The organism is Wolbachia endosymbiont of Pentalonia nigronervosa, assembly GCF_014534705.1.
Taxonomy (GTDB): domain Bacteria; phylum Pseudomonadota; class Alphaproteobacteria; order Rickettsiales; family Anaplasmataceae; genus Wolbachia.
The window spans coordinates 1-1,156 of record NZ_JACVWV010000172.1 but is presented as its reverse complement, the minus strand read 5'-3'; the positions used below and the strand labels follow the sequence as shown (position 1 = coordinate 1,156).

Below are 1,156 nucleotides of genomic sequence, written 5' to 3'. Positions count from 1 at the left end.
TTAGTATTTGGCCCATCTGCTACTATTATTGCTCTCAACTTTTCTGCCACCCCTATCAAAACTGCTACTACCGGATTTTTAGACTCAGATAATTGATGAGTAAAATAAGGGGCAATTAGTATTCTTGGAGCAACATGGACTATGCTTTCACTGCTTAAAAACGCCTGTATGCCTTGATACTCCCCAGTTTTTTCGTCAATTCCTCCAATTACATTCTTCAGCGTTTCTTCTTCCTTTAACTTCAAGTCAGTATTTTTGCTCTCTTCGACACGAATAACTACTACTGTTGCACCAACTTGGGAGAAAATCTCATTTACTGCAGAAGGAAGAGTCCCTTTTTTTCCAAGTTTTGCTGCTTCTTTCAAGCTTCCTGCTATTAATATTGGTTTATTCAGTGGAAACTTTTGCTCATCTGCATCTGGTGCTGTGCCAATTACACCTATCACTGATGATTTACTGGTTCTAATTGTTTTTGGGCCTGAAGTTACTTCAATAACATTCACACCATGTAAAAATTGTTCTGTCATCCTCTGCCTATTTCTTGTATTCTTTGTTTAAAATCATTGAGTAAAGCCTTTAGCTCTCCCTCATTTTTGGCTGCTTCAAATTTCCTCTCGGCCAGATCTTCAAGCTCCTCACATTTTATTATTGCTTTTACTGCTTGTTGCGCTTTATTTTGGATGAGTTTCGCCATTTCAATTATTGTTATGTCTCGAACTTTTGCTAGAGGTTCAATAATTTGAGTATCTTTTTCGTTTAATTTACTTGATTCTGAAGCTAAAATATTCTCCGCAGCTTTTTCCTGAATTTCATACGACTTAGCTTTCTGGTGAGAATAGCCTGCGTATTGGTGAGTACACCTATCATAATGAATACGAAGATCAGACAATGCAGAAAGTTTCGCATTTCGCAATAATTCCAGCTCAATATCTTCATTACTCCTTTCAACAATTTTTTCCCCTTCCGCTAAACAATATCTTTTTTGCCAATCGAAGTTTTCTGGTGCTTCATACCATCCTTCTCCTTCCGGTTTGTTTTCTAGTGTCGTCATTTCTACTTGTTTGTTGTTTTCGAAACGCATATAAATAGACATATTTTCCTCCTTCTTACTTCCAAATTTCAAACGTATTAGTAAATCCTGGGCATTGCCAAGCTT

2 protein-coding genes are annotated in these 1,156 nt (G+C 36.9%); both read right to left on the bottom strand.

Annotated elements, in window-relative coordinates:
• Positions 1 to 527, bottom strand: a 527-nt coding sequence (locus IC220_RS07740; RefSeq protein WP_458695329.1) for a phage tail sheath protein, incomplete at its 3' end; no start/stop codon positions are given.
• Positions 524 to 1,156: hypothetical protein (locus tag IC220_RS07735; RefSeq protein WP_369408782.1), on the bottom strand; the 633-nt coding region annotated here is incomplete at its 5' end. The genes IC220_RS07740 and IC220_RS07735, both read right to left, overlap by 4 nt.